Origin of the sequence: Marinobacter zhejiangensis (assembly GCF_900114775.1) — a bacterium.
Lineage (GTDB): Bacteria > Pseudomonadota > Gammaproteobacteria > Pseudomonadales > Oleiphilaceae > Marinobacter > Marinobacter zhejiangensis.
Map to the genome: position 1 here is coordinate 862,836 of NZ_FOUE01000002.1, position 26,996 is coordinate 889,831.

At 57.7% G+C, this 26,996-nt stretch carries 22 protein-coding genes and 1 tRNA gene; 13 read left to right on the forward strand and 10 right to left on the reverse strand.

From position 1 onward, the window contains the following. The first annotated feature begins 38 nt into the window (after positions 1-38). Positions 39-713, forward strand: a complete 675-nt coding sequence (scpB, locus tag BMZ67_RS09345; RefSeq protein WP_092021873.1) for an SMC-Scp complex subunit ScpB — start codon at positions 39-41, stop codon at positions 711-713. Positions 714-774: 61 nt separating this feature from the next. Then, positions 775-1,731, forward strand: a complete 957-nt coding sequence (gene rluB, locus BMZ67_RS09350) for a 23S rRNA pseudouridine(2605) synthase RluB (RefSeq protein ID WP_092021875.1) — start codon at positions 775-777, stop codon at positions 1,729-1,731. Between the two features lie 39 nt (positions 1,732-1,770). On the opposite strand, the gene BMZ67_RS09355 is transcribed toward rluB, so the two are convergent. After that, the gene (locus tag BMZ67_RS09355) at positions 1,771-2,703 is read right to left on the reverse strand and encodes a GGDEF domain-containing protein (RefSeq protein ID WP_092021877.1); all 933 of its coding nucleotides are present in this window, start codon (positions 2,701-2,703) and stop codon (positions 1,771-1,773) included. Positions 2,704-2,994: 291 nt separating this feature from the next. Between BMZ67_RS09355 and BMZ67_RS09360 the strand changes: the two genes are divergently transcribed. The 5 genes from BMZ67_RS09360 to BMZ67_RS09380 all read left to right on the forward strand — a co-directional run bounded on the left by BMZ67_RS09360 (position 2,995) and on the right by BMZ67_RS09380 (position 13,409). Continuing rightward, complete coding sequence (locus tag BMZ67_RS09360) at positions 2,995-3,678, forward strand: GntR family transcriptional regulator (protein ID WP_092021879.1); 684 nt, start codon at positions 2,995-2,997, stop codon at positions 3,676-3,678. 61 nt (positions 3,679-3,739) lie between these two features. After that, positions 3,740-7,228: a chromosome segregation protein SMC gene (gene smc / locus BMZ67_RS09365; RefSeq protein ID WP_092021881.1), complete on the forward strand. Its 3,489-nt coding sequence runs from the start codon at positions 3,740-3,742 to the stop codon at positions 7,226-7,228. Positions 7,229-7,340: 112 nt separating this feature from the next. Continuing rightward, on the forward strand, positions 7,341-8,390 hold the full coding sequence (zipA, locus tag BMZ67_RS09370; RefSeq protein ID WP_092021884.1) for a cell division protein ZipA: 1,050 nt from the start codon (positions 7,341-7,343) through the stop codon (positions 8,388-8,390). A gap of 77 nt (positions 8,391-8,467) precedes the next feature. Continuing rightward, on the forward strand, positions 8,468-10,501 hold the full coding sequence (gene ligA, locus BMZ67_RS09375) for an NAD-dependent DNA ligase LigA (protein ID WP_092021886.1): 2,034 nt from the start codon (positions 8,468-8,470) through the stop codon (positions 10,499-10,501). Positions 10,502-10,640: 139 nt separating this feature from the next. Continuing rightward, positions 10,641-13,409 (forward strand): hypothetical protein, encoded by a 2,769-nt coding sequence (locus tag BMZ67_RS09380; RefSeq protein WP_092021888.1) that lies wholly within the window; start codon positions 10,641-10,643, stop codon positions 13,407-13,409. A 13-nt stretch (positions 13,410-13,422) separates the two neighbouring features. Here BMZ67_RS09380 and BMZ67_RS09385 read toward each other — a convergent pair whose 3' ends face one another. From BMZ67_RS09385 to BMZ67_RS09395, 3 genes are all read right to left on the reverse strand, one after another. Continuing rightward, on the reverse strand, positions 13,423-14,061 hold the full coding sequence (locus BMZ67_RS09385; RefSeq protein ID WP_092021890.1) for a CBS domain-containing protein: 639 nt from the start codon (positions 14,059-14,061) through the stop codon (positions 13,423-13,425). A gap of 100 nt (positions 14,062-14,161) precedes the next feature. After that, complete coding sequence (gene mnmC / locus BMZ67_RS09390; RefSeq protein WP_092021892.1) at positions 14,162-16,078, reverse strand: bifunctional tRNA (5-methylaminomethyl-2-thiouridine)(34)-methyltransferase MnmC2/FAD-dependent 5-carboxymethylaminomethyl-2-thiouridine(34) oxidoreductase MnmC1; 1,917 nt, start codon at positions 16,076-16,078, stop codon at positions 14,162-14,164. Further along, the gene (locus BMZ67_RS09395; protein ID WP_092022139.1) at positions 16,075-16,653 is read right to left on the reverse strand and encodes a peptidylprolyl isomerase; all 579 of its coding nucleotides are present in this window, start codon (positions 16,651-16,653) and stop codon (positions 16,075-16,077) included. The genes mnmC and BMZ67_RS09395 overlap by 4 nt, the downstream gene beginning before the upstream one ends. Before the next feature lie 306 nt (positions 16,654-16,959). Between BMZ67_RS09395 and BMZ67_RS09400 the strand changes: the two genes are divergently transcribed. Further along, complete coding sequence (locus BMZ67_RS09400) at positions 16,960-17,709, forward strand: cyclic di-GMP-binding domain-containing protein, MshE-related (RefSeq protein ID WP_092022141.1); 750 nt, start codon at positions 16,960-16,962, stop codon at positions 17,707-17,709. A gap of 36 nt (positions 17,710-17,745) precedes the next feature. Here BMZ67_RS09400 and BMZ67_RS09405 read toward each other — a convergent pair whose 3' ends face one another. The 3 genes from BMZ67_RS09405 to flgA all read right to left on the reverse strand — a co-directional run bounded on the left by BMZ67_RS09405 (position 17,746) and on the right by flgA (position 19,446). After that, positions 17,746-18,216 (reverse strand): flagella synthesis protein FlgN, encoded by a 471-nt coding sequence (locus BMZ67_RS09405; RefSeq protein WP_092021895.1) that lies wholly within the window; start codon positions 18,214-18,216, stop codon positions 17,746-17,748. Between the two features lie 8 nt (positions 18,217-18,224). After that, entirely contained in the window at positions 18,225-18,545 is a 321-nt protein-coding gene (flgM, locus tag BMZ67_RS09410) for a flagellar biosynthesis anti-sigma factor FlgM (protein ID WP_092021896.1), read from the reverse strand. A 199-nt stretch (positions 18,546-18,744) separates the two neighbouring features. Beyond that, positions 18,745-19,446: a flagellar basal body P-ring formation chaperone FlgA gene (gene flgA, locus BMZ67_RS09415; protein WP_092021898.1), complete on the reverse strand. Its 702-nt coding sequence runs from the start codon at positions 19,444-19,446 to the stop codon at positions 18,745-18,747. 166 nt (positions 19,447-19,612) lie between these two features. Here flgA and BMZ67_RS09420 point away from each other — a divergent pair, with 166 nt between their 5' ends. From BMZ67_RS09420 to BMZ67_RS09430, 3 genes are read left to right on the forward strand one after another with little or no spacing between them, the layout of a single operon-like run. After that, complete coding sequence (locus BMZ67_RS09420; RefSeq protein ID WP_092021900.1) at positions 19,613-20,542, forward strand: chemotaxis protein CheV; 930 nt, start codon at positions 19,613-19,615, stop codon at positions 20,540-20,542. 38 nt (positions 20,543-20,580) lie between these two features. Continuing rightward, positions 20,581-21,408: a CheR family methyltransferase gene (locus tag BMZ67_RS09425; RefSeq protein ID WP_092021902.1), complete on the forward strand. Its 828-nt coding sequence runs from the start codon at positions 20,581-20,583 to the stop codon at positions 21,406-21,408. 9 nt (positions 21,409-21,417) lie between these two features. Then, the gene (locus tag BMZ67_RS09430) at positions 21,418-22,596 is read left to right on the forward strand and encodes an MFS transporter (protein WP_092021904.1); all 1,179 of its coding nucleotides are present in this window, start codon (positions 21,418-21,420) and stop codon (positions 22,594-22,596) included. Positions 22,597-22,612: 16 nt separating this feature from the next. Here BMZ67_RS09430 and BMZ67_RS09435 read toward each other — a convergent pair whose 3' ends face one another. Continuing rightward, positions 22,613-23,560, reverse strand: coding sequence for an AEC family transporter (locus tag BMZ67_RS09435; protein WP_092021906.1), 948 nt, complete (start codon positions 23,558-23,560; stop codon positions 22,613-22,615). A 115-nt stretch (positions 23,561-23,675) separates the two neighbouring features. Here BMZ67_RS09435 and BMZ67_RS09440 point away from each other — a divergent pair, with 115 nt between their 5' ends. After that, on the forward strand, positions 23,676-24,593 hold the full coding sequence (locus BMZ67_RS09440; protein ID WP_092021908.1) for an ROK family protein: 918 nt from the start codon (positions 23,676-23,678) through the stop codon (positions 24,591-24,593). 85 nt (positions 24,594-24,678) lie between these two features. Here BMZ67_RS09440 and BMZ67_RS09445 read toward each other — a convergent pair. Together BMZ67_RS09445 and yccX are read right to left on the reverse strand one after the other, a co-directional pair. Then, positions 24,679-24,769: transfer RNA gene (locus BMZ67_RS09445), tRNA-Ser, on the reverse strand. A 132-nt stretch (positions 24,770-24,901) separates the two neighbouring features. After that, positions 24,902-25,180, reverse strand: coding sequence for an acylphosphatase (gene yccX / locus BMZ67_RS09450; RefSeq protein ID WP_092021910.1), 279 nt, complete (start codon positions 25,178-25,180; stop codon positions 24,902-24,904). Positions 25,181-25,369: 189 nt separating this feature from the next. On the opposite strand from yccX, the gene BMZ67_RS09455 reads away from it, so the two are divergent. Further along, positions 25,370-26,980 (forward strand): methyl-accepting chemotaxis protein, encoded by a 1,611-nt coding sequence (locus tag BMZ67_RS09455; RefSeq protein ID WP_092021912.1) that lies wholly within the window; start codon positions 25,370-25,372, stop codon positions 26,978-26,980. The last annotated feature ends 16 nt before the right edge of the window (positions 26,981-26,996 follow it).

Sequence of the window (26,996 nt, forward strand, 5' to 3'; positions counted from 1 at the left end):
GGACGCATACAGATACAGGTATCCGGGTAAACGCTGCTATGAGCGAAGAACGCATCCGTCATTTGCAGGCTATCGTTGAAGCGGCCTTGCTGGCCGCTGGCAAGCCGTTGTCGCTGGATCAGCTTCAGGACCTTTTTGATGAAAGTGGCCGGCCGCCAAGGCAGGTTATGGAGCATGTTATGGCCCAGCTTGAAGCCTCCTGTGAGGGGCGTGGCTTTGAGCTCAAAAAGGTTGCCAGCGGATACCGGCTGCAAGTTCGGGATGAATACGCGAAGTGGGTGGCCCGCTTGTTCGAGGAAAAGCCCCAGCGATACTCCAGGGCGTTGCTGGAAACCCTCGCACTGATTGCTTACCGTCAGCCCATCACCCGGGGTGAGATCGAGGAAATCCGCGGTGTTACGGTGAGCAGCAACATTGTGCGGACCTTGCTTGAGCGGGAATGGGTGAGGGTGGTGGGCCACCGGGATGTTCCCGGACGGCCGGCCATGTACGCGACGACCCGACAGTTTCTCGACTACTTCAATATGACCAGCCTTGACGAGCTGCCGCCATTGTCAGAGGTGCGCGACCTTGAGGATATTGGTCGTGAAATCGAAAAGAACATGCAGGGCGAAATTCAGTTCTCGGAGGGTGCTGCTGAAGCGCCGTCTGACCCTGGCGACTCGGTGGATGACGAGTCCGATGCTGAGCATCTCCCGCAAACTATACACTGAGCACCCCTGGGCAGTTTCCCAGTGCTGGTGCATTTAGCGAACGACTTTAAAGGATAACATCATGGGATCACATCGTTCCCGTCACGAACATTCACCGGCTGCAGAACATGGCGAGCCGGAACGCCTGCAAAAACTGCTGTCCAGGGCAGGGCTGGGTTCACGCCGTGCCATTGAGGCTCTGATCGATGAGGGGCGCATCAAGGTTAATGGCGAAGTGGCTGCCATGGGGCAGAAGGCGACGGCGGCGGATCGGATTGAAATGGATGGCCGTCGTGTACAACTTGAGGCAGCGGCGGAAGTGGTGCGCCGGGTGTTGGTGTACAACAAGCCTGAAGGTGAAGTGACGTCCCGTAAAGACCCGGAAGGTCGGCCAACGGTATTTGACCAGCTGCCGCGCCTGAAGGAGCAGCGCTGGATTGCGGTGGGTCGCCTCGACATCAACACCACCGGGTTAATGCTGTTCACCACGGATGGCGAGCTGGCCAACCGGTTGATGCACCCGTCCAGCGAAGTTGACCGTGAATATGCGGTTCGGATCTTTGGCGAAGTGGACGAGGCGATGATCCAGCGTTTGAAGGATGGTGTGCTGCTTGATGATGGTATGGGTCGATTTACCGACATCACGCCCGCTGGCGGCAGTGGGCTGAACCGTTGGTTCCACGTGACCTTGATGGAAGGGCGTAACCGCGAAGTTCGCCGCCTCTGGGAATCACAGGGGGTCAGGGTCAGCCGTTTGAAGCGCGTGCGTTACGGGCCGATCTTCCTGCCAAGCCGGTTGTCCATCGGACGCTGGGAGGAGCTTGACCAGAAAGCCACAGACGACCTGAGTCGCTCGGTTGATCTGGAGCCTGTGGCGATTCCGAATAAGACGCCGGGGGAGAAGACTGCCCAGGACCGACTGCGTAAAAAGCAGCCTCCACGGTCTGCCCGCAAGACTACCGGTTCAAAGTGGCAGGTGAGTGACGGACGCCCGGAAGGCCGGCAGCGTAAGCCTCAACAGAGGTCAACCAAGCGCTGATCTTCTGGAATTGCTGAGGGCAGGAGCGTTACCTGTACCTCAGCCGATTCGGTTGGCAATGCGGGTGCGGTTCCGCCCGGCTTTCTTGGCACGGTAGAGGGCCTCGTCTGCCCTCGCTGTCCACTGCTCTGGGGTTTCTGCCCGTTGCCGGGTGGCAATACCCGCACTGATGGTCACAGCCAGATCACTTTCGCCGCAGTTCACCTTGATCTCGGCAACCCGCTCACGAATACGTTCTGCAACGATCTGCGCGTCCCTTTCGCTGGTGTGCGGGAGAACGACAGCAAACTCCTCGCCGCCAAACCTGAATAGGGCATCGGAATTTCTGACCGCCAGTTCGATGGCCTTGGCGCAGGCTCTCAGCAAATGGTCTCCAATAATGTGTCCGTGGTTGTCATTCACCTGCTTGAAGTGGTCAAGGTCGCACAGAATGAGTGTGTAGTCTTCGCAATGGCGCTCGGCAATGCTGCACGCTTTAGTCAGTGCCTCATCCAAAGCGCGTTTGTTGGGGATGGCGGTGAGAGCGTCAGTCAGTGCGGTTTGTTCAATGGCCGCATATTGGCAGGCATTTCGTATATGACTGATGGCAACCGCCAGCATTTGCTCAATGGCCGTCAGCTCTTCCTCAGCAAACCTTTGACGTCTTGAAATCGTCATTGCTCCATAGCTTTCGCCTTGCAAGGTCAGACGGTATTCACAGCGATGGGGCCCGCCCATGCCGTGACGCAGGATCATCTCCTGCTTGCCAATCTGGTGCCGGTAGGTGAGCTGATCAAACGGGACCAGTACCTGAAGGGTCTCGGTAAAGAGGGCTATCTGCTCTTCAAGCACCAGGGTTGTGGCAAGTCGGCAAGCCAGGGTTGCAAAGGGGTTGGTGTTGTTTTGCCACTCCGCAGTCGCTTGTCGGATGTTGGCCAGCTGATTGGGGTCTTCACCGATTTTGGCGATGCCAGGTGTGTGCTTGCGAGACATGTTGCGGACTCATGGATAAGGATACAGAGGAATTAAGCACGCTCGATGCCACATTGATAAATGTCTTTTATAACAACGGATAAGGATTTTTTATTGCTTCTTTGACAGGTCAGATCAATTGAACGTGTCAAGAGTTTGACGGATCGCAGGAGGCCACGCTCCATTTGCCCGGAAACCCTGATTTTTGCCCTCCGAAGTCACGCGGACACGCAAAAGGCTGTGTTACACTTTGCAGCCTGTTTTGACCCGAAAATTCAGACGACTCCCAGTGTAAGGCAGGCGACACATTCCATGCAGTTCCAAGCTCCCGAAAGTCTATCAGAGCAAATTGCGCAGTTTGTGGGTCAGCGCATTGTCTCGGGGCTACTTACGCCCGGGGAGCGGATTCAGGAACTCAAGGTTGCCGGTGAACTGGATGTCAGTCGCGGGTCGGTGCGAGAGGCTTTGCTGATTCTCGAGCGGCGGCACCTGGTCGAAATATTTCCAAGGCGGGGGGCCGTTGTTTCTCAACTGACGCCTAACCTCGTAAACAGTCTTTATGACATCTATATCGAGCTGCTGTGCATGCTCGGGCGCAACCTGCTGGAGCGATGGACCGTTGCCGATCGGGCTGGGCTCAACCAGGAAATCGCCGGCTTATTGGCGATGCTGCCGGAAACAGGGAGCCAGGCGAAGGATTCATGGGAGAAGGCCATTGAAGCCGGCTTTTCCATCATGCGCTACGCCTATCGGATGGTCGACAATCCGTTCCTTGAAGAAACCCTGGAGAATTTCAAGCCTGCGATCAGCCGGACCTATTATGTCGCGATGCAGGCTTTTGACGGTGAACTGGTAGAAACCATCCGGTTTTTTCAACGGATTTCAAAGGCCAGCACCCAGGGTGATGCGGGCGAGCTGGATCGGGCCATACGTGAGTTTGGCGAACACCAGCGCCAACAGGTCCTGAAGGTGTTGGAAAAGGAACATTCAGTCTGAGTCCTGAGGGCCGGGCTGAGATGAATGTAGTGGACTGCTAAACCGGGCGAACTATCCAGATATGCGACTGAAATCGATCAAACTGGCAGGCTTCAAGTCTTTTGTCGACCCGACAACGGTGCCGTTCCCAACCAACATGACGGCAGTCGTTGGTCCCAATGGTTGTGGCAAGTCCAATATTATCGATGCCGTGCGCTGGGTAATGGGCGAAAGCTCAGCTAAATACCTCCGGGGCGAATCGATGACGGATGTCATCTTCAACGGCTCCAGCGCCCGTAAACCGGTTGGCCAGGCGTCCATCGAACTGGTGTTCGACAACGCAGATGGGTCAGCGCCGGGCGAATTTGCACGTTTTTCCGAAATCTCGGTACGCCGGCGGGTGTCCCGGGAAGGCCAGTCTGAGTATTTCCTGAACGGCTCGAAATGTCGTCGCCGTGACATCACTGACCTGTTCCTGGGAACCGGCCTGGGGCCGCGCAGCTACGCGATTATTGAACAGGGCATGATCTCACGGCTGATTGAAGCGAAGCCGGAAGAGTTGCGAGTCTATATTGAAGAAGCGGCGGGCATCTCCAAGTACAAGGAGCGGCGTAAGGAGACCGAAAGCCGTATCCGCCGTACCCAGGAAAACCTCGAACGCCTCACTGACCTCCGTGAAGAGCTTGATCGCCAGCTCCAGCACCTTAAACGCCAGGCCCAGGCAGCTGAGCGCTATAAGGAATACAAGCAGGAAGAGCGGCTGAAGAAGGCCGAACTGACGGTGCTCAAGTGGCAGTCCCTCGATAATGACCTGCAGGCATGGCGAACCAAAATCAGTGAAACCGAGCTTGAGCTTGAGAAACGGCTAACTGAGCGGGTCAGCATGGAGTCTTCCCTGGAGGCATTGCGGGAGAGCCACCACGATCGCACCGAACATTTCAACAAGGCTCAGGCCCGTTATTACGAGGCCGGTGCGGACATTGCACGGATCGAACAAAGTCTGGAACACCAGCGTGAACGAAGCCGGCAAAGTGCCGCAGAACTGGATCAGGCACTGGCGAACCTGAGAGAGCTTGCTCGCGAACTGGACCAGGACCGGGAAAAGCTGGCGACGATCCAGGAAGAGATCGACATGATGGAGCCCGAGCAGGAAGGCCTGAGCATCCGGGCTGAAGAGTCCAGTGAACGGCTGCAGCTTGCAGAGGACGCGATGAATGACTGGCAGCAGGGCTGGGAGTCGTTCAGCGCCAAGTCATCCGATGCCCGTCGCCAGGCGGAGCTTTCGCAGTCCCGCATCCGTTCACTTGAGGATTCCATTGAGCAGCTGGGCAGCCGGCACGAGAAATTGGCGGAAGAGCAATCCCTGCTGGAAAATCAGGTCGATCGTCAGGAACTGGACGAACTCACGGAACAGCAGGAAGAGGGCTCGATTCGGCGGGAAGAGGTGGCTGAGCGGATTGAGCAGGCTCTGGAGGGCGTGCAGGACGCCCGTACTCGTACCCGGGAATCCGACCAGACGGTTTCAGAGTGTCGCCAGCGTGTGCAGACGCTGAGAGCTACGCTGGAGTCGCAGCAGGCGTTACTGGATGAACAGCTGGGTTCACAGGATGACAACCTGCAGCAGTGGCTGTCGGATCATGAGCTTACAACGATGCCCCGGCTCGCACAGCAACTGGATATTGATGCGGGCTGGGAATTTGCGGTTGAACAACTGCTCGGACAAATGACCCATGGGGTCTGTGTGCCGTCACTGGGTGATCACCAAGACGCATTGTCCCAGGCACCGAGGGGAGCGGCACTGGTAGAGCAGGGAGAGGCCGCTGCGTCCGGCGGGTTGCTGGCGAAGGTTCGCAACCCCGGCGGTTTGGCGGGCATGCTGTCAACGGTCGAGCCTGTCGACACCCTGGCCGCCGCGATGGCGACGAGGCATCTGTTGAAGCCAGGCCAAACCCTGCTGACCCGAGAAGGAACGTGGGTCGGCCCCGGTTGGGTTCGCCTGCCGGATTCTGACAGCGGTCAAATGGGCGTGATTGAACGTCAGAAGCGCCTGGAACAGTTGCAAGCGGACTTTGACGCGGCGACTCAGGAACTCGACATCGCCAGTGACGCACAGGTTCAAGCCCAGGAGACGTTGGAGCGGGCGGAAGCAGAGCGCGAAGAAGCTCAGCGTTCAATTGGGGAAATCGAACGTGAACTGGCTGCGGTTGGCTCGCAAATCAGTGCCCTGCGGGCCCGCTCAGAGCAGATTGAAGCCCGCCTGCAGCGGATTACCGACGAAGGCGAAGAAGTTGCCGCCCAGCTGGCGGAACAGCAGGAGCTGCTGGCGGAAGAACGCGAAGCCTGGCAGATAGCCCTGGAAGCAACCGAAGAAAGCGAAGAAGAAAAAGAGCGCCTCCTGGAGCAGCGCGACCGGCTGCGGGAAGAACTCGATAACTTGCGTCAGCAGGCGCGCCATGACCGCGATCACGCCCATCAACTGCAGCTGCAGCTGCAAACGATGCAGAGCCAGCGGGACGGGCTGCGACAGACTCAGGACCGTATGGCGCTGCAAAAGGAACGGCTGGATGAACGGGTTGAGGTCTTGCAGGAAACCCGGGAAAGCGCCGAGGAGCCCATAGAAGACCTCCAGATGCAGCTTGAAGGGCTGCTGGAGCGCCGTATCGCCGAGGAAGAAAAGCTATCTAGGGCGCGGGATGCCCTGGAAGAGATTGACCGTGAGGTTCGTGACGTCGAGCAGGGGCGTGGCGGTACCGAGCACAAAATCCAGGAAGTTCGCGGTCGGCTTGAAAAGCTCAAGATGGAATCCCAGGCGCTGGAAATCCGTTCGACGAATCATGTCGAGCAGTTGCGTGAAATGAATGTTCAGCTCAAGGATGTGCTTGAGCAGATGCCAGAAGAGGCAACCGAGCAGGTTTGGGCTGAGGAACTGGAAAAAATTGCGGCCAGAATACAGCGCCTTGGCGCGATCAACCTGGCGGCGATTGAAGAGTATCAGGTTCAGAGTGAGCGCAAGACCTACCTGGACAGCCAGCACGAGGACCTCACCGAGGCACTGGAGACCCTGGATACCGCGATTCGCAAGATCGACCGGGAAACCCGGCAGCGCTTCAAGGAGACCTTCGATCAGGTGAATGGTGGGTTGCAGGCCTTGTTCCCGAAAGTGTTCGGAGGCGGTAATGCCTATCTGGAACTGACTGGGGAAGACCTGCTGGAAACCGGCGTGACCATCATGGCGCGGCCGCCGGGCAAGAAGAACAGCACTATCCACCTGCTTTCCGGTGGCGAAAAAGCGTTAACGGCCATTGCCCTGGTGTTCTCGATCTTCCAGCTCAACCCAGCGCCATTCTGTATGCTGGATGAAGTGGATGCTCCGCTGGATGATGCCAACGTGGGGCGGTATGCCAACATGGTCAAGGAGATGTCGAAACAGGTTCAGTTTATCTACATCAGCCACAACAAGATCGCCATGGAGATGGCGGACCAGTTGATGGGCGTGACGATGCACGAACCGGGTTGCTCCCGGTTGGTGTCGGTTGATGTTGAGGAAGCGGCCGCCTTGGCGGAAGCGTAAGTTGTGTTAAAAGATGACAAAAAAGCCATATGGCCTGCACACGCGTTGTATTCAAAGCAGGCTTTTCATAGAGTATCGACGTTAAGCGGAACGCACACAGGACAGCAACATTATGTCTCTTAGGGAATGGTTAATTGCCATAGGTACCCTTGTTATTCTTGGTATTGTTATTGATGGCTTACGCCGGATGCGCCGGGCTCGCAAAGAGTCGATGGCGATTTCTTCCGGAATGGGGGCCAATGATCTTCAGGACTCTCCGCTGGACGAGGATTACAACCCGGAGTTGCCCAACGGTGGCGCGCGAACAATATCCCGCGAAACCCTCGAAGAGCGAGGGTATGTCAAGAAGGCAGCCAAAAGCCGTTTTGCTGCGCCGGAGCCAAAGCCGACACGGCCGGTGGTGTCCGCAGAAACAGAGCGCGAGCCGCCAGTGGAAGAGGTTCATGAGAGCTTCGATGAGCCTGCCTTTAGCGAAGACGCCGGTTGGGGAGCGCTGGATAACGAGCCGGACAACGAGCTGGGTATTGAGGCCGGCGATGAAGGCATTGTCGGGGAACCCCGTGTTATCAAGCCTGCAGAAGATCTGAAACCACGCCAGGAACCGGAGGACGAGTCGGGCATTGAGGCGCTTGCTCCTGACCAGACGACAGACGTTGAGCAGGACACAGCGGCCCGCAGTAGAATTGACGATCAACAGAATCAGCCGCCTGCCGGAGCCAACCGCCCGGAAGCGCAGGAAGTGATTGTGATCAACGTCCTGGCCAAGCAGGGGCAGGATTTTCCGGGCCGAGCGCTGAAGCAGCTTTTCGAAGCCTGTGGCCTTTTGTACGGTGATATGGATATTTACCACCGCCATGAGGAATTCGATACCGTCAGCCCGGTTCAGTTCAGTGTGGCCAATGCCGTTGAGCCGGGGACATTCAGGCCCGATGATATTGAAACGTTGACGACGCCGGGGATCAGCTTCTTCATGAGCGTGCCAGGCCCTTCCAATTCAATGCAGGCTTTCGACTTCATGCTGGAAACCGCTCAGTGCGTGGTGCGCAACATGGGGGGTGAGCTGAAGGACGAGCGGCGTAGCGTCATGACGGCCCAGACCATCGAGCACTGTCGCCAGCGCATTCGGGAATATGAGCGTAAGCGCCGGTCACCGCGCCAGTAAGTCGCCGGCAATACAGACATTTTATTGAGCGCCCGGGAGTTCCGGGCGTTTTTTGTTCAGTTTCAGGATTCCAGATCATGCCCACAGGTACGCCTACCGTTCAACAGCAGGTCGACGAACTGCGCCAACAGATTGATGACCATAACTACCGTTACTACGTACTGGATGACCCTCAGATACCCGATGTGGAGTACGACCGCCTGTTCCGGGCGCTCAAGGACCTGGAGCTGAAACACCCTGAGCTGGTGACGCCGGACTCGCCGACCCAACGTGTTGGGGCCTTGGGAGAGACCTCGTTTGATGCGGTCACCCACCGTATCCCCATGTTGTCTTTGGATAATGTGTTTGATGATATCGAGTTGCGGGACTTCGAACGCAGGATTCACGACCGCCTGGAGTCTGACGAACCGGTCGAATTCGTGTGTGAGCCCAAACTGGATGGTCTTGCGGTCAGCCTGCATTACGAAGACGGTGTTCTGGTTAAGGCCGCAACCCGGGGCGATGGTTACATTGGTGAGGACATCACTGCGAATATTCGAACCATTCCTTCTATCCCACTGCGCTTGCGGGGTGACAGCTTCCCCGGCGTGGTCGAGGTGCGGGGAGAGGTTTACATGCCCAAGGCGGGGTTTGAAGCGCTCAATAAAAATCTTGGAAACCAGGGCGAGAAAACCTTCGTCAACCCAAGAAACGCGGCAGCTGGCAGCTTGCGCCAGAAAAATCCGGCGATTACCGCAAAGCGCCCCCTTGAGATGTGTGCCTACAGCGTAGCGGTTCCTGATGAGGGGGTGCTGCCTTCAACCCACTGGGACTGTCTGCAGCAGGTTCGGGAGTGGGGCTTTCGCATCAACCCGGAGATGTCATTGGTTGTGGGCGCGGACGGCTGCCTGGACGCTTACAATGATCTGCTCGCGAAGCGCGGGGAACTGCCGTATGAAATCGACGGCATTGTTTTCAAGGTAAATCGCCTGGATCTTCAGAGCCGTCTCGGGTTCGTATCCCGTGCGCCCCGTTGGGCCATCGCCCACAAGTTTCCGGCGGAAGAGGCGTTGACGGTGCTGGAGGATGTTGAATTCCAGGTTGGCCGTACCGGGGCCGTGACGCCGGTTGCCCGTCTCAAGCCGGTTTTTGTCGGTGGTGTTACCGTGAGCAATGCCACCTTGCACAACATGGACGAAATACGCCGCCTGGATATCCATATTGGCGATACCGTGTTTGTTCGCCGGGCAGGGGATGTCATCCCGCAGGTGGTCAAAGTGGTCACTGAGCAGCGGCCACAGGGGGCTGGTGAGATTCACTTGCCCGAGGCGTGCCCCGTCTGTGGTTCCGACGTCCTTCAGGTGGAGGGTGAGGCGGTTGCCCGGTGTTCTGGAGGGCTATTCTGCCCAGCCCAGAGAAAGGAAGCGATTCGCCATTACGCTTCCCGCAAGGCGATGGATATTGAAGGGCTGGGAGACAAGCTCATCGACTCCCTGGTAGACCGGGAGTTGGTGAAGACCGTGGCAGACATCTACCGGCTTCGGAAAGCCGATCTGGTCGGGTTGGAGCGCATGGGCGACAAATCCGCATCCAACCTCATTCAGGCTATTGATGGCTCAAAGGCACCGGAGTTGTGGCGTTTCATATACGCGCTGGGTATCCGGGAGGTGGGCGAAGCAACGGCGAAAGGGCTCGCGCGGCATTTTGGTACGCTTGAGGCGGTGTCCGAGGCCGACGAGGAGGCCTTGCAGCAGGTGCCAGATGTCGGCCCGATCGTTGCGGGCCATGTTCAGAGTTTCTTTAGCCAACCCCATAATCAGGAAACGATCCAGTCCTTGAAAGACAACGGCGTCGCGTGGCAGCAGGAATTGGTCAGCGAAAATGAGCAGCCGCTGTTGGGGGAGACCTGGGTGTTGACGGGTACCCTTACTACCATGGGGCGTTCCGAAGCCAAGGACATTCTGGAAAAGTTGGGTGCCAAAGTCGCGGGGAGCGTGTCCTCGAAGACCAGTTGTGTGGTCGCGGGCGAGGCTGCGGGCTCGAAACTGACCAAGGCCCAGTCCCTTGGCCTTAAAGTTATGACTGAACAGGAATTTATGGATTATATCGCGTCCCTTCAGCCCACGGGCTGAGGGGGCCATAGCGGAATCCCTACACGATTCTGAGAACTCGCGCAGATAGCCAGCATAGCAAATTGATTACCATGGGAAGGTTCTGTAACGGTGTGTAACCCACCGGCCCATAACAACAATTTTCGAAATGGACTTATGCATGCGTGTTGAATCGTTTCCTGCCTCGTTGCCCCGTGCCATATCGGTAGTCCTTGCTGTCGTCGCGGTTTCCGGACTGGCGGGCTGCAAAACCAAAAAGGCAGCGGACGATCCGACGGTTATCGGAATTCCGCCGGCCAGGGCCTATTTGGGCGTCGAGTACTACTACAACTTTGGCGCTGATGGTGGGGAGGGTATCCTCAGCTATTCACTGACCAACGCGCCTTCCTGGTTAGGTCTCGAAGATACCAGCAACAAGGCCCGTCAGGGCATTATCATGCGAGGCGTTCCTGGCATCACCGGCGGTGAACGCGGGGATGCCGACCTTGGCGAAACCAAGAACATTACCCTGCTGACCACCGACGGAAGCCGGGTGGGGCTCCAGCCTTTTAACATTACCGTTGAAACAAACGACATCACCTTGCTGGGCGCTGACCTGGTTGAAGGCAGTGCCGATACCGACAGCTATGACAGCGGCGCCGAGGACAGCTGTGAACTGCCACCAATGGGCGGGCCGGGTGAGCATACCTACACCGTAAACCTCTACGATGACGCCGGTGAGCAGACCGGGACGTCGGAGAAAACCTCTTCCACACAGCCAGTCCTCGTGCGAGTCACCCTGGACCAGCCTTCGGTTGTCGAAACCCAGTTGGCGTTTGAGCTTCGCAGTCAGTTCAATCCAGACGATTGTGAAAGTGGCGCTAACGTCACGCCCCCGCACCAGATGTGCGAGTACAGCTCCCAGAACCAGTCTCGGGCGACCCTCGGCCACGATGTTGTCGGTTGGGGTAATGGCAGTTTCGGTGATTTGCCGGTGCCCGAGTACCTGGCCTACCAGCTGGATGATAACGGGGTGGATTACACCAAAGGTGTCATCACCCTGGCGCCGGGCATTACCGAATGTTATATCCGCCTGGAAGTGATTGATGATGCTGTTGCGGAGGAGCCTGAGACGTTCACGCTGGCCTTTACCGACATTCGGGAAGGTATGGTCAGTTTCGGTAACGGCAAGAACGAGCTGGATATTGGTCTGGTCATCAAGGACAACGAGCCTTCGGCATCACTGGAGACGGTGCTCGGCCTGTCCCGGGATGCGATCAACGCAGAGCTTGCGCCAGCGAACCCAGCCGATATTCCCGAATACGTGGTTCGACTCAATGGCGAGCGTGAAGGCACGTTCAAGGCAAGGTTAGGCTCAACGCCTATCAGCAGCGCTATTGCTGGTCAGGATTACGAACTTCAGGTTCCGGCGGCTGGCGGCGGTTGGCAAGCTGGCAATGAACTGACGTTTCCCGACGGCGTTGACGAAGCCCGTTTCCGCGTTGTCACCCTGAATACCTTTGCCAACTTTCTCGACAACGACAAGTTTGTCGACATCATCATTGATGAAACGTTCCAGGCCGGCCGGGAAGGTTACGCTGGCAGTGAGCAAACCTCTCTCCACGTAGGGCTTAATGAGCTGACCTCCAGCCTGCTGGTGGGTAATGACGGCGGCTTTGTACCCACGGATATGAAGGTTGGGCACGACGGGCGTATTTTCGTCGCCGGCTATGACAGCGTTGGCGGTCAGGCTGAAATCCGGGTGTGGGATCGCCTGGGCGCTCCCAGCCTGGGGCCCATTGTGCTTCCTGCCGCGCCAGTTGTCGGTGGTGGAGAGCCTGTGCTCGCCTATGCCGAAAAGCTTGAAGCAGCGAATGAGTGGTCCCGTCGCCTGGTCATTTCCTGGGGAACCGATGGGAGCCTGAATGGTGCCACCAATGCGGGTGGAACGGACCTGGTGACGGTGTTGCTGAAATTTGACAGCGTTCCAGGAACCTATGTCCCGGTCTGGGAAATCCAAAGCGGGACATCCGGCAACGATAATCCACGCTGGGCCGGCCTGGATCCGACGTACACGGTGTTTGTCAGCGGTGAGACTTCCGGCGTATGGCCCGGGCAAATCGGCGCTGGCGGCGTAGACAGTTTTGTCCAGCGTATCGATGACCAGGAAGAAGGCGCCGACCTTGTGCCAGCCGTTGCCTGGACCCGTCAGGCCGGCTCTGGACTGGACGAGACCGTGGTTGGGGGTGGCTTGGCCAGCCAGGGAGCAATGGCTGCTGGAAACACCCGTGGTTCGGTCAATGGTGCGGCCCAGCTTGGGGAGGATGACATTTTCTTCTTCACTGCAACCAGCCGGGACCTTGACCTGAATGTCTATCAGCGGGGTACCCAGGCCGCTGACATCACGACGGCCGTTTCTGTTTCCGATAACCTGGTATGGCTGACCGGTAATAGTCAGGGCCGTTATTTTGGTTCACCGGTGATTAATGAAGATGGCGAGGAGACCTTTGCCAAGGCACTTACCCGCGAGGCAACAAACAGCCAGGCCGGGTTCCTCTTGAGGTACACGCCAGGCGGTGGCTTCACTGGGGCTAAAACCTTCAATGACGCTGATGATGTGTCGACGGAAACGCTCCTGACGAATCAGGTATTTGACCAAGCCGTGATTGTGGCAGGCTCAAGTGATGGCGATTTTTCAGGTGATGGTAGTAACCCAGCCGGGGAGCTTCGGCCAATTCTGGCCCGGGTTTCGTCCGCATCGCCGCTCAACGACCCGGAGTCTGAGGAAATATGGCGAAGCCAGCCCGCCGAGCCCAATGCGCGGATTGTGAAGCTTGCCAACTACCGTAACGATGAAATTACAGCCCTGGTTGAAATGGGCAGTGCGGGCAGTCGGACCTGGGCCGTGGTTCTGTTCAGTGGCGAGGGTCGCCAGCTCAACAGCTTCTGACCCGGTAGTGGGGTCAGACGCTGCTTTGCTGGCTTCTTGTGTCGGCGTAGAGCCGAAGGAAGTCTGTACTGGTGACGATGCCGGCCGGTTGACCTTCCCGGTTAATCAGGAGCGCGGCATCTAACCGGTGCGCCAGCATCAACCGCGCCAGCAGGTGGCTGTCGGTCTCTGGCGTGGCTGTCAGGAAGGGCGGTAGCTCGATCTGGCTAAAGGTAGTCTGATTCGCCGACCGGTTGGTTTCCAATAGCCAGGCAAGTATCCACTGGCGCTCCACCACACCGGCAACGTCGCCCTCTGCGACCACAACCAAGTGGTGGATGCCGTGGCGGGACATGTCACTCATGCCCTGAGCGAGCGTTGCTGAGGTGTCGACACTGAACAGCTCTTTCGTTGCCAGCTTCTTGGCCGGCAGGTACGGACGCTCGGGCTCAGGTTGCTCGGTCGAGCTTTGCTGGTACCGTTCAGCGGCCTGTTCTGGTGTATGGGCAGGCCATTGAGCATTCAACACTTCAGGGTCGATGGCATCGTTCCGGTTGGGATTAATGCGGTGCCCTTCGACCAGCTCCGTGACAGAGCCGACCGGCCGATCCTTGAACACTTCTGGAAGCCTTGTGCCAGTCGGTCGCCCGGGTTCATTCACATAAATAGCCATGACATTGCCGCCTCACCGTTTGTGCCTTATCCGTATTCGTTCTTCATTCCGCTGGTGTTGTAACTGGTTAACGGCGGATGGCGGCTTTTCTTGAGGGGGTTCAGGCCTGGTTGCGGCACCGTTCCGGTCGCAGGCGCCGGGAGATCGAGATGGGCAGTGCTTGGGGCTGGCCGGTGATAACATCAGCAAGATACTCCGCCAGCAGTGGGGCGTAGCTGAGCCCTTTACTGCCAAGACCGGTAAGTAAGTACGGTGCAGGCTGGCCGGGGTAGTCCTGAGCACCGAGCTGCCCGGCCACCGGTTGGTAGTCGTGGGTGGTGCAGCGAAACCCAACCCGGCCTGATAGTGGTTCGTCAGGGGAGGGACTGCGTTTGAAGACGCCGGGCAGCATGTCCATCAGCGAGCCGATATTTTCCTGCTGGCTGCCTGCCGACAGCTCCGGATTGTCATCTCTCAGGTCAAACGTTGCGCCGGTCAGGCAGGTACCCTGATCCGCGGGGTTAAGGTAACGGTTGCCACAGACCACGCATGACGGTGGGTTGATCGACTCCTCATCCACCAGCGTCACCTGCCCACGAATAGGTTTGAAGCGATACTGGTCTTTTGGCAGCAGTTCCTGGATCCGGTGACCGGCACACAAGACCAGCTCGTCTGCGACCAGCACTTGACCCTGCGGGTCGGCTATCCGCCATTGGCCATCCAGGTAATCGATAGTGTGGACGTGATAGCTGGCTTGAAACGAGATATGACGGTTTTTCAGGTATTGCTCACAAAGGCGTGCAGGCTTAAGCCATCCGCTATTGGCGAACCAAAGCCCAGATTGCGCCACTGGGACCCCGGCAAGCTTACTGGCTTGCTCGGGGGTTACAGGCCGAAGGACTGATCGTGGGTAGTCATTGTTGGCGAGGAATTTCTGGTGCCGCAGGCGCTCGGCCTCACTGTAGGCAATCTGCAATACCCCGCTGGGAAACCAGGCGTTGTGTTCAAGTGGGGCGTAGCTCCTTTGGGCGTGCAGCAGGGCAGACAGGGCAAGCTGGGTTTGTGGGCTGTAGTCCACGCCGAGCTTGACGTAGAGGGCGCCCTGGAGGTTGCCTGAGGCGCCGCTCCCTGGCTTGCTGGCGGAATCCACCACGGTCACGCGAACGCCCCGCTGTGCCAGGTTGTGAGCAAGCTGTGTTCCCGCGACCCCGGCGCCAACGATGATAACGGACTTGGCCGGTTGTTGGTCTGGTTGGGGTAATAGGGTGTCGGGAACGGGTACGGTTTCCGTTGGGCTGGTCGGGTTGCCTTTAAACGTGCCGGCCAGCATTTCACGCTTTCGGCCATAGCCGGGCACCTTCGCCATGTCAAAGCCGGCTGCAATCAACGCCCGCCTTACCCGGCCGACTGCCGTAAAGGTGGCGACGGACGTGCCTGGTTTGCTGTGTTTCTGAACGGCTGACACAACATCATCCACCCAGAGCTGGGGGTTTAGCGAGGGGGCAAAGCCATCCAGAAACCAGGCATCTGCCTTGAATTCAAGTTCCTGCCAGCCGTCAAGGGCGTCGCCAAAAAACAGCGTCAGGCGAACCCGCCCACCATCCAGGACAAGACGGTGCACCCCGCCCACCAATTCGGGGTAGTTTGCCTGAAGCTCTTGGGCGAGATCGGCCAGCTCTGGCCAGAGGTCATGGGCCTGTTTCAGGTCGTCGGGGGTAAGCGGGAATTTCTCAACACTGACAAAATGCAACGTGGCACCGTCGGCAGCGTTTGAGTCCCGCCAACACTGCCAGGCGGCCAGAAAATTCAACCCGGTTCCAAACCCTGATTCGGCGATCACGAACTGGCTTCCGTCGCACAGCGCCCGAAAGCGCTCGTCGAGCCGGTTGTGCTGGAGAAAGACGTAGCGGGTTTCTTCCAGGCCATTGTCACGGCTGAAATAGACATCACCGAAATCCGTGGATTCCGGAACCCCATCGTGCCAGGCGATGCTGGCCGGCGCGATTGAAACCCGCCGGTTTGCTCCCTGAGAACTCACTGAGCGGTTGGCTCCAGGCGTTCAATACGCTCAATGATGATGGGTTCCACGGGGACGTCAGCCATTCCGCCACTATAGCGGGTGGCTTTGCTGGCGATGGCATCGGCCACGCCCAGGCCATCGGTTACCCTGCCGAACACTGCGTACCCGGGGCCGCGTGCGCCCGCGTTAAGGAAGGCGTTGTCGACCACATTAATAAAGAACTGAGACGTCGCTGAGTGCGGGTCGTTCGTTCTAGCCATCGCGATAGTGCCACGAAGGTTACGCAGTGTGGGGGAAGCCTCGTTGCGAACCGGGTCGTTGGTGGACTTGCGGGCGAGGCCCTGATCGAAACCGCCGCCCTGGATCATGAAGCCGGGAATGACCCGGTGGAAAATAGTGCCTTCATAAAAACCGCTATCCACATACTCCAGGAAGTTCTTGACGGTTTCGGGCGCAACGTCGGGTCTCAGAGTAAGTACCATGGTGCCCTCAGAGGTCTGGATTGCCACCTTGGGCAGAACCTCGGCATCGTCACCGGCCCAGGAAGCTGATCCAGATATCAGGAGGGCAGCAAGGGTCAGTTGTCTGGTCAGGCTCTGGAATAGTTTTACCGAATTTTTCTTTTTGGCGGTCGTCACGCTGATGGGCCTCGTGTTTAATCAGGTAGGGAATAATGCAGTCACTGGTTAGGTCCAGAGTCTACCAGAATCAACTGCATTTACAGTAAGTCGTGCCTGGAAATGAAACGTTACAGGCGGGCCTTGGGTTGCGACGCGCCGACACCTGACGTTACGCAAACACGCCAACGGTTTCTGTACTAAAGCGACATATCGCATGATCATAACTTTGATAACCGGGCCGGGCTGTACGGTTTTTCCAGTTATTCAATGGGGGATTCTGTGGATATCAGTCACGGTCATCAGGAAAAATCCAGGCTCGGTCGACTCCTGGTCAATCGAGGGTACATCAGCGAAGCTCAGCTGGAACAGGGTCTGCGACATCAGCGGGAGTCTGGGCAACGGCTTGGGGAAGTGCTCGTCGGGTTAGGTTGCATCAGTGAACGGGACCTGCGGCGCGTATTGCGCCATCAGGCGAGGTACAGGAGTGCAGCCGCTTTGGTGACAATGGTCACCATGCCTTTTCAGCCGCTGGTTTCACTGGCAGCGACAAACACTCAGGTGACTCCGGCGGCGCAATCGGCCGGTCAGCTGTATGAAACTGCCGGACTGTCTCCGATGACGGACGAAGAGCTGTCTGCCTCAACCGGGCAGGACGCCGGGGACTTTTTAGCGAAGGTTCAAACCGTTCGTGCCATGGCGGAAGCTGCGAGGGACAGTGCCGGTGGCTCGTTAGCCGACGAGTATACCGATGCTATCGAGGGCCTGAAGTTTGCTGTCAGTACCTTTATTCCGGTGCTGAATTTCTTGCACTCAGACCTGTCCATAATTGGTGTGCATTACCGGGAAGGGGAACCCCGCTACCAGGTGTCGGAGAGCGGTGTGCTTGAGCTCGCGTTGCCAGAGCGTATCGAGCAGGTTGCCATGAACAATATCCGTGTCAGTGCGGGCGCCTCATCATCACTGGGCAATGTCACGCTGTCGGACATCCAGTTCCAGGCGGGGTCTCACATGCGGGTATACACGCGTTAATCGGGAATAGGCCGGTATAACCCTCAGGAATTTGCTTCAGGCGCTGGCCAGCACGGTGGTTTGAGTGACCGTGGTCTGATGCCCGCTGGCGCCATAAAGTTTCTGGTGTCCGGTTGTACCCCGGAAGATATCGCTGAGGCGGGCGAGGCGCTTTTGCAGATTGCCGACGACACGCTCATTGACTTGATTGAGCCGTTTGCATTCGCGGAGGCGTTGTTCTGCGCTCGACCAGCTTTCAATCAGGTCAGCGAGCCCGCTGGACTGGATAAACTGGGTTGGTTGGCCATTATCGGGGCGAAACCCCATATCCACCAACGCGTGGATTTTTTGTTTGGCACGTTCCCGTACCATCTGGAGTAAGGCGTTTTTTTTGGCAGTCAGTGCTTCAAGTGACTGGACGTCGGACTCTGCGAGTTTCTGCTTTTCCAGCTTGAGAAGCTCGGCCAGCTCGTCAAGCTGGCGGATGTCTTCGTTCAGCAGGTTCTTCAACGTATCGATTGCAGCCATCGTATTACTCACCCAAAAATGCTTTTATCCATATCAAGCATTTTCTGGGCCAGCTTTTCAGCATCCACTTTGTAAGAGCCGTCGGCGAGAGCGGATTTAATCTGCTCAATGCGCGCATCATCCATTTCTGGATAGGCGTTGAGGCGTTCCTCAAGCTGCTTCAGGTTTTTGGCCTGGGCACTGAGCTTAACGCTTTCGCCCCGTGCAGACTGGGTTTGAGCCTGCTCTACCGGCGACTGCGGTGTTTTGGCGCTGCCATCGGGCTTTGCCGCTGAGGCTTTCTGGCTGTTGACCTGGCCGGAGCCAATTCCATTGAAGTCAACTGACATGGCAATCTTCCTGCTTACGTAGTGTGTGAGCTGCAACCGGCACCACGGCCAGGTTGTGGGCATTTACCGGGTTATCGGCTGCCGGTTTACATTCTTTAGCAATTTTCCGGAGAAACTTTTCAGTTACTCCGAGGCGGCCACGGTTTGCCGGTTTCGGCATGCGATGTGGCAAGCCGTCGCCGCGTGCCCGTCGGCCCATTCACATCGGTATTTCAACCATACCGGGGCCAATGACACGTCCCCGGACCCTGCGCTGTGATGACAGGTTTTCCACCATGACCTGTTCGCCCTGTTGTCCGTTGGCGAGGGCTTTGCCACGGGTTCTGACGGTATAGTTGCCAGAGCGGGCGACGATCATAACATGGTCACCCCTTTGCACCGCGTCTGGCTCAACGATCAGGTCGGAGGTAAGTACTGTGCCGCGATTGACTGAGCGGGTCATTTCCTTGCCCACCAAATCCTCAATCCGGGAAACCGGTGCGCGGCGGCTGTTGTTCAGTTCGCCGGACTCCTGAGAGAGCATGAGTGCGGTAATGCGTTCGCCGCGACCCAGTGGACGAGCCGCCGTGTAGACCGCACCCTTGATGCTCAGGGATACCGGCAGAAAGATTCGCCAGGGGCGACTGGCGGTGCAGGTCACCAGCAAGGTTGGCTGGGACGATGCCCAAGGGTCGCTGTTGAAATCGGCGCTGATGGCCTGGGCGCAGGGCGCCAGGGTGAGTCGCGGGTCGAGGGTGCCGAGTTCGTACTCTACGGTATAGCCGGCACGGGACTGGGTTTCGCTGAACTGGCTCAGGAAGTGGTTCGCTGCCTCCCGGATTTCCCCAGTGGTATCATGGCCGCTGTCGGCCAACACCGCTGAGGTGGCGAGCAATGAGACCAGTAAAATGAGCGTACGCATTTGCCTTGGTTTGTCCTATGCTTTCGTTAACAACGGCCGGTGGTTAGCTAAAGAATTCCGGCGCTTGGCCGCTATTTAGAGTTTAGGGCCAAAAAATTGGCATTGATGGGTGTGACAGCAATAAGCGTGCCGGGTTGCCGGTATGGCTAAGCAGGAGATCGCAGTAATGGCCGGTGTACTGGACAGCGTCAACCAACGAACGCAACTCGTTGGTCAGAACCGACTCGAATTGTTGCTGTTTCGCCTGCGGGGGCGACAGGTTTATGGCATTAACGTCTTCAAGGTGAAGGAAGTGTTGCAATGCCCGAAGATGTCATCGATCCCGAACAGCCAGCCAGTTGTGCGAGGCGTTGCCCATATTCGCGGTGAGACCATACCTATCATTGATCTTGGGATGGCGATCCGGTTGCCAGGAATTCCTGCCGAGGACCTTTCAAAAAGCTTTGTCATCATTACCGAGTACAATCGCAAAACCCAGGGTTTCCTGGTGGCGGGGGTAGACCGGATTATCAACATGAACTGGGAGGAAATTCTTCCTCCACCTAAAGGGGCTGGGCGCGAAGTCTACCTGACAGCCGTTACCAAGCTAGATGATAAGCTTATTGAAATCATAGATGTAGAAAAGGTACTTGCAGAGGTTTCTCCGCTGAAGGAAGATGTTGACGAAGAGGTTCTCAGCAAAAACACCAAAGACAGAAGCACCATATTGCCGGTACTTGTTGTTGATGATTCGTCGGTGGCGAGGCGCCAGATTGAGCGTTGCGTTGCCGCGATTGGTCTGGATGTCATTACCAAAAATGATGGCAAGCAGGCACTGGAATACCTGCGGGAAATCACCGCCGATGGCTCCCGGGCATCGGATCATCTATCGCTAGTGATCTCTGATGTCGAGATGCCTGAAATGGATGGCTACACCCTGGTGACACACTGCAAGGGTGACCCGGCACTCTGTGATCTGTACATTATGCTCCACACGTCCCTCAGCGGCGTGTTCAACCAAGCCATGGTCCAGAAAGTCGGTGCGAATGATTTCATGGCCAAGTTCATTCCTGATGAGCTGGCTGAGCGGGTGATGGATGTCATTGACCGCCAGTAACGGCGCGGTGGCTTTAACGGATTAAATACAGAGACCTAATGAAAGCAGATATCACGCAACAGGAATACGAGGCGTTCAAGACATTCCTGCAGGATGCGTGCGGCATCCTCTTGGGCGACAACAAGCAGTACCTGGTGAAAAGCCGGCTGCGCCGGATCCTTGAAGAGCAAAAAATGGCGGGCATTGGCGAGTTGTTGGCCAGTATCCAGCGCCCGGGGCGTAGCAATTTGAGGGAAGTTGTCATTGATGCGATGACAACCAACGAGACGCTCTGGTTCAGGGATAACCATCCCTTTCGAATCCTCAATGAAAAACTGCTACCTGAGTTTGCGGAATCGAACCCCTCCGGTTCGCTCAAAATCTGGTCGTCGGCCTGTTCCACCGGGCAAGAGCCTTACTCTGTTGCGATGATCATTGAAGAATTTCGCCAGCTCCGGCCGGGTCGCCTGCGGGATGTGAAAATTACCGCAACGGACATTTCCAAGAGTGTGCTTGAGGTTGCCCGTCGCGGTGAGTACGAGATGATCGCCATTGGCCGGGGGCTGTCCCCAGAACGGCAGAAGGCGTTCTTTTCACCCTCACTGAACGGTGGCTGGCAGATTCAGCCCCAGATCAAGCGCATGGTGGACTTCCGGGAGCTGAACCTGCTTGAGCGCTACATGCTCGGAAAGTTTGACATCGTGTTCTGTCGCAACGTGCTGATCTATTTCTCCGCCGAGCTCAAGAAAGACATTCTGACCCGAATTCATGGCACCCTGAACCCGGGGGGCTACCTAATCCTGGGCTCTTCCGAATCCCTCAACGGGCTTTCTGACCTGTACGAAATGGTGCAGTGTCACCCCGGCATCATCTACCGAAAAAAATAGGTACCCGTCATGCCTCTGAGTGTCTGGACGCTCGTGGTGGCGCAGTCGCTGGCCATGTGTACAGCGCCTTTTATCGTATTCATTGGCAGTTTGCAGGGGCTGGCTCTCGCGCCATCCCCGGGTTTTGCAACGCTGCCGGTGGCTCTGGTGGTGGTCGGTACAGTCTTCGCTGTCAGACCGGTAACCGGCTTGATGGCGACCTGGGGGCGCAAGCCTGTTATGTTGCTGGGCGCGTTGGTCGGCGCCTTTGCGGCTGGACTGGGTGCTCTGGCTTCCAAGCAGGAAAGTTTTTTCCTGGTGTGCGCCGCTGCGTTCATTGGTGGAATGGCCCTGGCGGTGGTCCATCAATACCGGTTTGCGGCAATGGAAGCGGTGCCAGAGGCCCTTGCGGGTAGCGCTGCAGCCCGGGTGCTTCTTGGTGGCATGGTTGCCGCCTGGCTCGGGCCGGAACTGGCGGTGCTGGGGTACTCCGGGGATGGCGACTCTTTTATCACCGGCTGGCTGGCGCTGGCTGGTGTTCAGCTGCTGGCGGCCGTGGTTGTGATGGTCGGTTTCCACGACGGAGGCAAGGTATCCGGTAGTGGCTCATCCACCGGCGGGCGCCCCCTGGGGGAAATCCTGCTGCAACCGGTTATCTGGGTTGCGGTGAGTTCGGCCGCCATCGGCTATGGTTTGATGAGCTTTATCATGACGGCTACGCCATTGAGCATGACGGAGATGGCGGGTCATGGGGTTGAGGATGCCAAGCTGGTTATCCAGCTCCATATCCTGGCGATGTACCTTCCTTCACTGGTCAGTGGGTGGCTAACCCGGCGACTGGGACTGGCCTGGATGATGGTATGGGGGCTGGCGAGCTACCTGGCGTGCGTGGTCATTGCCACCAGCGGCGTTAGCTTTGCCCATTTTGTCAGCGCCCTTATATTGCTCGGGGTGGGCTGGAACTTGCTGTTCGTTGCGGGGACAACATTGCTACCGCAAGCCTACCAGGCTGAGGAGCGATTCCGGGTCCAGGGCATGAATGACCTGTTGATCTTTGGCGTACAGGCGGTCGCCGCATTGTCTGCGGGGAGCGTGCTTAGCGGCCTGGGGTGGCAGGGCGTGGTCTATCTGGCGATACCTTTCCTGATCGTCCATGGGCTGATCATGGTGCTGTGGCGTATGCGAACATCCCCGGCGCCGGTGCGCTGATTCGTCCGCGAAGGGCTTATGCGCCAGCCAGGGTTCGCAAAACGAAAATCCCAAGTGTAACGGTGATGCTGGCCAGCAGTGTGGTCAGGGCGATGATGTTGGCTGCCAAGCGGTCATTGCCGCCAAAGGCTTTAACCATGACAAAGCTGGCGGCGGCGGTTGGGCTCGCGAAAAACAGCATCATCAGTCCCAGCTCCTGGCCGCGAAAACCGGCGAACCAGGCGCCTAGCGTGCACAAGGCAGGCAAAACAACCATCTTCATCAGGCTGGCGCTGGTGGCAGCGCGCTGGTCTGAGCGTATGGCTTTCAGGGAGAGCGTTCCGCCGATGCACAGCAGTGCGAGCGGTAACGTGAGTGAGGCAAAATAATTGCCGCTGGTCATGACCCAGCCGGGGAGGCTGATGCCACTCCAGGCAACGGGGATGGCTGCCAGGACCGCCAGGATCAACGGGTTTTTAAGGATGTCTTTGCTCATATCCTTCAGGCTGGCCGAGCGGCCGGGCTGATAGGCGGACAGCGCGACTACCGACAGAGTGTTGTAGGTGATGATCACCAGCCCCAGAAGAATGCCCCCGGCTGATAGGCCGTAGTCCCCGTACAGGCTTGCCGCCAGGGCCAGCCCGACAATGCCGCAATTCCCTCGAAACGATCCCTGAATGTAGACACCGCGATCCCGGTAGGGAACTCTCCATGTGGCCCAAAGCCAGCAGAATCCAAATCCGGCGATTGTCGCTACCAGGTAGTAGGTCAGCAACTGCAGGTTCAGGGCGGTGGCCAGATCGGCGCGAATGATGCTCAGGAATACCAGGGTGGGCAGCGTGGCCTTGAAGACCAATGAAGAGGCCGTGTTGATGAAGTTTGCGTCTATCCAACCGACGCGGCGGAGGCCGAGCCCCAGAAATACCATTGCGAAGACGGGAAGGGTTGTCTCCAGGGTATGGAAAAAGATCTGGGTCAGGGTCATGATCTGGCCAATATGGACGGACGGGTCGGGCAGTGTGCCTGAATCCGGCCGACTGGGGAAATAGGGGATGGCCGCCGGTCCGGGGTATCAGGGGATGTTAGGAAGAGGAGTGGGTATGTTGCAACGGTGGATGATCGGTGTCGATCTGGGGGGGACTAAAACCGAGGTCATTCTGTTGGATCGTCAGAGCGAGGAGCACTATCGGGCGCGAACCGATACCCCTAAGGGCGACTATGCCGGTACGTTGGCGACTATTCAGAGCCTGGTCGAGGCTGCGGAGGCTCACGCCGGAGTGAGGGGGGTGCCGGTCGGGGTGGGCATTCCCGGCTCTGTGTCCAGGCTGACCGGGTGCGTCAAGAATGGTAATTCCACATGGTTGAATGGCCGCCCCCTGGGTGAGGATCTTCAGGCTCTCCTGGGCCGCCGCGTCACCCTGACCAACGACGCAAACTGCCTCGCGCTCTCTGAGGCGACCGATGGCGCCGGTCGTGGATATGACGTGGTGTTGGCGGTGATTCTCGGAACCGGATGTGGTTCTGGCATCAGCGTCTCGGGCAGTGTGTTGATGGGGCCGAATGGCGTTGCGGGCGAGTGGGGGCACAACCCGTTGCCGTGGACCCCTCAGGCTGACCTGGATAAACGACCTTGCTTCTGTGGGCAGTCCGGATGTGTGGAAACGTTTCTCTCGGGGCCGGGTTTTGCACTGACCCATCGGCTTCGCTGGGGGGATGCGCTGGCGCCAGCCGCCATCGTTGATGGAGCAAGGCGAGGCGACGAGGCCGCAAACTGGAGCCTGGAGACTTACCTCGGGCACCTTGCCAGGGGGCTGGCGTCGGTTATCAACGTGGTCGATCCGGATGCGATCGTGCTGGGCGGAGGGATGTCGAACGTCGATGAGATCTATGACCGCTTACCAGGCTATCTGTCGTCCTGGGTGTTTGGAGGGGAGTGTGATACCCCGATTTTGAAGGCGGTGCATGGTGATTCCAGTGGCGTCCGCGGGGCGGCCTGGTTAGGGGCGAAGATGGCTTGAGGGGAGGGGTGAGCCCTTTTGCCCCAAACTTGTCCCAAAAACGAAAAAAGCCTTGAGCTACGCGATGTAGATCAAGGCTTTATATTGGCGGAGAGGGAGGGATTCGAACCCTCGATACGCTATTAACGTATACACACTTTCCAGGCGTGCTCCTTCAGCCACTCGGACACCTCTCCTAAAACTGTGTCGATCCACTGATAATGTGTTCAAAATCAGTGTGCTGATTCGAGGGCGCAAACTTTAATGGTTTTGCCTTGTTTTGGCAACTCCGATTCCGGAATTTTTTCAAAAAAGTCTGGTGGGGGTCATTAGCGTCGAATTGAGAAGTCGGCGAACTCGCCGGTTGCCTCGCTTTTGCTGACGCTGACCCGCTCAACTCTGGCTGCTGGCGGGCCTTCCTTGCACCATTGGTGAAGCGCTTCCAGGATCTCGGTCTCTCCCTCGGCCACGACTTCTACACCGCCGTCCGGAAGATTGAAGGCATAGCCAGTCAGCCCCAGTCCGGCAGCCGTCTTCTGGGTGGTCGCGCGGTAGTACACCCCTTGAACCCGGCCCTGCACAATCAATGTCCAGCGTTTAATGGCCATGGTGAGGCCTCCCTGTCGTTCAGATCGTATGGAGTAATTACGTTACCCTGCGCCATCCTAGCTTGGGAAGAGTCTCGCTCTGTTAAACGGTGTTATTTCTTGTTTGTTTTAGGCCTCGATGAATGGGCTGAAACAAAATTGTCATGAAGGCTTCATACCCTGCCCGGACACATTTCTCGGGTAGGCGCCATGCTCAAGACCGTCCGCAGTCGCATTCTCTTCTTCGCAGCGCTTTCAACCGCTGCTGTTTCATTGCTCGCATTCACCGCCTGGGCGATCATGAGCCGAGCTGAGCAGGCAACCCATCAGGTCGTTTCCGGCGACCTCGCAGAGTCCTGGGTGCTGAGTGATCTTGACTCAGACCACCGGCGCCTACAGGGGTTGGCGTTCAAGATAAAAGCCCAGCTTTTGCTGTGGTCTGACATTCACGCGGAGTTTGGCGAAATCTCCGACAACCTCGTAAAGCACTGGGCGGCTGTAAGCGGCACCCCAGCGCTCGAAGGTTGGGCGAGTGAGCAGCAGGAGGCCTATGACCGGGTCAGTGAGCTGGTCTCAAGTATGTCGGAAGGCATTCAGGAGGAAAGCTACTACCGGGTTGGGCAGGTTGTTGATTTTCATTTGTTCCCTGCAATAGAACCCATGCTGGCGGCGATCAACGCACGACAGACAGAGAGTCGGCAGCAGCTAGAGGCGGAATCGTCGCTGCTGCTGGACTACCTCCAGCGTCGCCAGCAAGGCTTGGTCTTCGGGGCATCGTTGGCGCTGCTGGCCATCGTGATCATCACCTTCTGGCTGCGTAAAACCGTTATCGTTCGCTTGCAAGGCATTGAGCGGGACCTGCTGGCAATGGAATCCGCATCCGATCTGTCCCGGTTGCCGAGAGTGGGCGGATCGGACGAAGTGGCCAGTGTCGGTTCTGCTCTGGCGGGGCTGGTTTATCGGTTTGAGCAGTTTATCGATGATATCCGGGGAGCTGCGAAGCACGTGAGCGAACGCTCTGAAACTCTGGAACGGCAGGCCCACGAAGTGCAGGAAAGCTCGGTGACGACCCGGAAACAGATCGGGGACGTCAACCACTCCATGATGGAAATCGCCAGCCAGGCATCGGCTATTGAGCAAGCAACGGCGGACTCCGGGCAAACGGTGACCGCGGCCGTACAGCGAAATCAAGCGGTGCAGAACGAGCTTCGCAACAGTGAGCAGGCGGCTGAGCATGCGGTGGATGTGATTGACCGTGTCAGCGGCTCGATCCAGGTCCTTGATGAATCATCGACAAAAATTGAACGAGTCATTGGTGTGATTGCCGACATTGCCGAGCAGACCAACCTGCTGGCGTTGAATGCAGCGATTGAAGCGGCGCGGGCCGGAGACCAGGGGCGGGGCTTTGCGGTTGTTGCCGACGAGGTCCGCAATTTGTCCCGTCGCACGTCGGAATCGACTGAAGAGGTGCGTCAGTGGGTCAACGAACTTTTGAGGGGAGTTATTGATGTTGGCCAGCTGTTGTCGGAAATGCGCGAGGCAGGCGGGCAGAATCGGTCGAACCTGACGACACTGAAGCTCCATCTTGAAGGAATGAAATCGCAATTTGATGAACTTGAGGCCCATAGTGATGACATCAGCCAGGCCGTAGCGGCCCAGCGCGAGGAGATTGGTCGGGTTGGGCGTCGCGCCAAGGCGCTGGACTCGAGTGCTGAGCAGCTTATTGCCAGTGTTGACAGCACCCTTGCAGTAAGCGAAGCGTTGAGGAATGAGTCCCGTACCATGAACAGTCTCGCGTCGCGTTTTACCACGTCCCGATGAAGCGGTAGGATAGGCC